The organism is Isoptericola sp. NPDC060257, from assembly GCF_042726645.1.
Lineage (GTDB): Bacteria > Actinomycetota > Actinomycetes > Actinomycetales > Cellulomonadaceae > Isoptericola > Isoptericola nanjingensis.
The window spans coordinates 1-3,866 of the sequence record NZ_JBHXAW010000356.1 but is presented as its reverse complement, the minus strand read 5'-3'; the positions used below and the strand labels follow the sequence as shown (position 1 = coordinate 3,866).

Sequence of the window (3,866 nt, the reverse complement as noted above, 5' to 3'; positions counted from 1 at the left end):
GCCCCGAGCCGAGCTCGGGGCGGGCATCTCTCGCGACCGAGCGGGCCGAGAGAGACGAAGGGGATCAGCCGTCGCCGCGGAGGGACTCGTTGTACGTGACCGCCGCGATGGAGTCGAGGTTCCGAGCAGCGCGGTAGACGCCGACAGCCAACGGGATCGCGCCGACCACGATGGCCAGGAGCCCGAACGCCACCATGCCAACCGCCGAGAGCGCCACCCCGACGACCAGGAAGAACAACCCGGTGCCCAGGGAACCGGCCGAAGCGTCCGGACGGGGAACCACGACCGGGCGAGCCGGTGCACCAGGGAGGTCCTGCGGGGCTGTCATGGCGCGAACAGTAGCGGCTCCGCAGGTCAGGGCACGGCGCGGGTCACCATGCGGGGTCCGCCGGGACCGGCGCGGGCCGCTAAGGTATTTCGCATGCGAAGTGACGACACGACGGTCGAGTCCGAGGAGCTGCGGATCCAGATCCCGGCGGGCGGCTGGGTCGTCGGCACGGTGCGCAAGCCGGTCGACGAGTCGCCCCGCGGCGTCGTCGTGATCCACCCGGCGACGGCGGTGCCCGAGCGCCTGTACACGGGGTTCGCGGAGTTCCTCGCCGAACACGGGTACGTGGCCATCACCTACGACTACCGCGGCACGGGCCGGTCCGGCAGCACGCGCGAGCATCGCGGCCTGCGCATGCGGGACTGGATGTCCGACGACGTCCCCGCGGTCGCCGCGTGGGCGCGCCCGCGGTTCGGCGACGTGCCGCAGCTGGCGATCGGGCACAGCATCGGCGGGCACGCGCTGGCGCTGGGGAACGGCTCGCGGGGCCTGGCCGGGTTCGTCACGGTCGCGTCCCATGTCGCCGCGACGTCCACGATCCCCGACCGCGCCGAGCGGGCGCGTGTCCGGCTGATCCTGCGGGGGCTCGGCCCGGCGACTGCCCGGGTGCTGGGCTACGTCCCCGGCCGCCGCATGGGCCTCGGCGAGGACATGACCGCCGCCGCGATGCTCGAGTGGGGCCGCTGGTCCACCATGCCGCACTATTTCTTCGACGACCCGACCATGACGGCCGCCGCGGACGCCGCGCGCGTCACCGGCGACGTCCTCGCCGTCGGGTTCACCGACGACCCGTGGGCCACGCCCGCGCAGATCGACGCGATCACCGACCGCCTCACCGCGGCCCGCGTCGAGCGGCGCACCTGGAGCCCCGCCGACGGCGGCGTGGAGACGATCGGGCACATGGGCTTCTTCCGCCGCGGCCTGCGCGACACGCTGTGGCCCGAGCTCCTCGCCTGGCTCGACGCCCGCGCGGGGGCCGCCCCGGCGCAGGAGGACGGCAACGTCCGCTTCCGCGCCAGGAAGCCGCGACGATGACGCGCCGCCCGCCGCGGCTGGTGTTCCTCACCATCGCGGCGGAGCGCCAGATGCGGCGGTGGATCGCGCGGCGCGGCGGCGCGCACGCCGCCGGGAACGGCGGCCAGGGATTCGGCGCCCCCGCCGCCGGCGTGCTGCTGCACCTCGCCGACCACCCCGGCGCGACCATCGGCGAGGTGACCGCCGCGCTGCAGGCCTCCCCCGCCGGCGCCAGCGGCCTGCTCGCCCGCATGGAGCGCGCCGACCTCGTGCGCCGTCGCACCGACCCCGACGACCGCCGCACCGTCCGCGTGGACCTCACGCCCACCGGCACCGCAGCGCTCGACGACGTCCGCACCGCGCTCGCCGAGCTGAACGACCGCCTCGCCGAAGGCTTCACGGACGACGAGCTGGCCACCGTGAGCCGCTGGCTCGAGCACGTGACGCGCACGCTCTCGTAGCCACGCCGCGTCGCTTCAGGGCGCCGTCTCGCGAACGACGCCGGCACGATCGACGTCCGTCGACTCACCGTCGGGCGTCGATGTCGACCGCAGCGGTGTCCACGGAGCGATTCTCCCGTGCCGCAGGCACGAGAGCCTGGCCATGCCCGTTCGCGCGATTTCACCCGCGTTCACTCGCTCGATGGACGCCGCCGTCAACCATGCTGTGGCCATGTCGAATACTGCCGCAGGGGACGGCCGGGCGACGACGCCCTCTCCCCCCATCGAAGGACGCCCTGCAGCCGGCGGTCGGCGCCGGCTGCCCGGATCCGGGGGCGGTCGTCGTGCGGCCGCACTGGCGGCGTCCGGCGCGGCCGGCGCGCTGGTGCTGACCGGCCTGATCGCCGTCGGCCCCTCGGCGACGGCGGCGCCCACCCCCGACTGCGCGGCGCAGTACCCGGTCTCCGACGTCGTGAGCGGGGCGCCGGTCACCGGGCAGACCGTGAGCAAGGGCACCACCCCGCAGGCGTTCACCGGCGAGGTGCTCGGCGTCCTGTCGGACGGCATCGCTCCCGACCTGGACATGATCGTCGCCGAGCTCCACTCCCCGGCGATCGACGCGGCGGGCGGCATCTGGCAGGGCATGTCGGGGTCCCCCGTGTACGCGGAGGACGGTCGGCTGATCGGCGCGGTCGCGTACGGCCTCGCCTTCGGAAGCTCCCCCGTGGCGGGCATCACGCCGTACGAGGACATGCAGGGCTACCTCGGCGCCGCGAAGGCCGCGCCCGAGGTGGCGGTGAGCTCCCGCCTGGCGACGCGGATCGCGGCCGAGACCGACGTGACGCGGACCGAGGCCGCGCAGGGCCTGCGGCAGCTGCCGATGCCGATGGGCGTCGGCGGGATCGACCTGGCCCGCGCCCGCACGGCGGTCAAGGCCGCCGGCGGCAGCGAGCTGGTGACCCCGGACTCCTACCGGATCGGCCGGTCCAGCGGCACGGCGGCCGCCGGCATCGACACCGTGGTCGCGGGCGGCAACGTGGCCGCGGTGCTGTCGCACGGCGACATCACCGTCGCCGGCATCGGCACCGCGACCTCGGTCTGCGGCAACCGGGTCGTCGCCTTCGGGCACCCGCTGAACTTCACCGGCAAGACGCGCCTGGGGCTCGCGGCAGCCGACGCGGTGTACGTTCAGGAGGACCCGCTGGGCGTGCCGTTCAAGGTGGCGAACCTCGGCGACCTCGGTGGGACCGTCACCGACGACCGCCTCGCCGGGATCGCCGGCACCTTCGGCGCCTCGCCCACCGCCACGCCGGTCCGCTCGACGGTGGCCCACGGCAGCAAGACGCGCACCGGCACCACGCAGGTGCTGGATCCGACCGCCCTCGCGGACGTCACCCTCCTCGCCGGCATGGCGAACCACGACCGCGTGGTGGACGGGGTCGGCGGCGGGTCCGAGACGCAGGCCTGGACGATCACCGGCACCCGCAGCGGGACCCCCTTCCGGCTGCGGTACGCCGACCGGTACCAGTCGGCCGAGGACGTCGGCTCCGCGGGTGCCTTCGACCTCCCGACCGTGGTGGGCACGCTCTCGTCCGTCTCGAACGTCAAGCTCACCGGAGTCACCAACGAGGTCAGGGTCAGCAACTTCCGGGAGCGGTTCCGCGTGGTGAAGATCCAGCAGCGCACGGGCGGCCGCTGGATCGACGTCACCGGCAAGACCGCGAAGGTCCGCGCCGGCCACACCCTCGCGCTGCGCACCCAGCTGCTCGGGACCGACGGCGCCACGCGATCGGTCTTCCGCCAGGACTTCACGATCCCGAAGAGCCTCAAGGGCAAAAGCGGCGTGGTCACGGTCGTCGGCGGCAACTCGTTCCAGGACGAGTTCTACGAGCCGACGTCGTTCGACTCGGTCCAGAAGCTGCTGCAGGGCAACCTGCGCAACGACGAGATGGAGCTGAGCCTCGTCATCGGCAGCGGCAAGACCGCGTACGAGCGGACCCGGACGTCCGACGTCATGACCCGCGTCGTGAGCGGCCAGAGGGAGCTGCAGGTCCGCGTCACCTCCTGAGGACGCGCCCACCGGC

The 3,866-nt window shown here is 74.1% G+C and carries 4 protein-coding genes; 3 read left to right on the top strand and 1 reads right to left on the bottom strand.

Going from position 1 to position 3,866, the window contains the following annotated elements:
• Positions 1 to 64: 64 nt before the first annotated feature.
• Entirely contained in the window at positions 65 to 328 is a 264-nt protein-coding gene (locus ACFWEK_RS19875; protein WP_430555159.1) for a hypothetical protein, read from the bottom strand.
• Positions 329 to 421: 93 nt separating this feature from the next.
• Here ACFWEK_RS19875 and ACFWEK_RS19870 point away from each other — a divergent pair, with 93 nt between their 5' ends.
• The 3 genes from ACFWEK_RS19870 (at position 422) to ACFWEK_RS19860 (ending at position 3,850) form a co-directional block, all read left to right on the top strand.
• The gene (locus ACFWEK_RS19870) at positions 422 to 1,363 is read left to right on the top strand and encodes a serine aminopeptidase domain-containing protein (RefSeq protein ID WP_430555158.1); all 942 of its coding nucleotides are present in this window, start codon (positions 422 to 424) and stop codon (positions 1,361 to 1,363) included.
• Positions 1,360 to 1,803, top strand: a complete 444-nt coding sequence (locus ACFWEK_RS19865) for a MarR family winged helix-turn-helix transcriptional regulator (RefSeq protein WP_430555157.1) — start codon at positions 1,360 to 1,362, stop codon at positions 1,801 to 1,803. The genes ACFWEK_RS19870 and ACFWEK_RS19865 overlap by 4 nt, the downstream gene beginning before the upstream one ends.
• Before the next feature lie 211 nt (positions 1,804 to 2,014).
• Positions 2,015 to 3,850: a SpoIVB peptidase S55 domain-containing protein gene (locus ACFWEK_RS19860; protein WP_430555156.1), complete on the top strand. Its 1,836-nt coding sequence runs from the start codon at positions 2,015 to 2,017 to the stop codon at positions 3,848 to 3,850.
• Positions 3,851 to 3,866: the final 16 nt, after the last annotated feature.

What these genes read in the sequence shown, in the direction of transcription:
- ACFWEK_RS19875 (WP_430555159.1), bottom strand. Translation starts at nt 328, where the DNA reads ATGACAGCCCCGCAGGACCTCCCTGGTGCACCGGCTCGCCCGGTCGTG.
- ACFWEK_RS19870 (WP_430555158.1), top strand. Translation starts at nt 422, where the DNA reads ATGCGAAGTGACGACACGACGGTCGAGTCCGAGGAGCTGCGGATCCAG.
- ACFWEK_RS19865 (WP_430555157.1), top strand. Translation starts at nt 1,360, where the DNA reads ATGACGCGCCGCCCGCCGCGGCTGGTGTTCCTCACCATCGCGGCGGAG.
- ACFWEK_RS19860 (WP_430555156.1), top strand. Translation starts at nt 2,015, where the DNA reads ATGTCGAATACTGCCGCAGGGGACGGCCGGGCGACGACGCCCTCTCCC.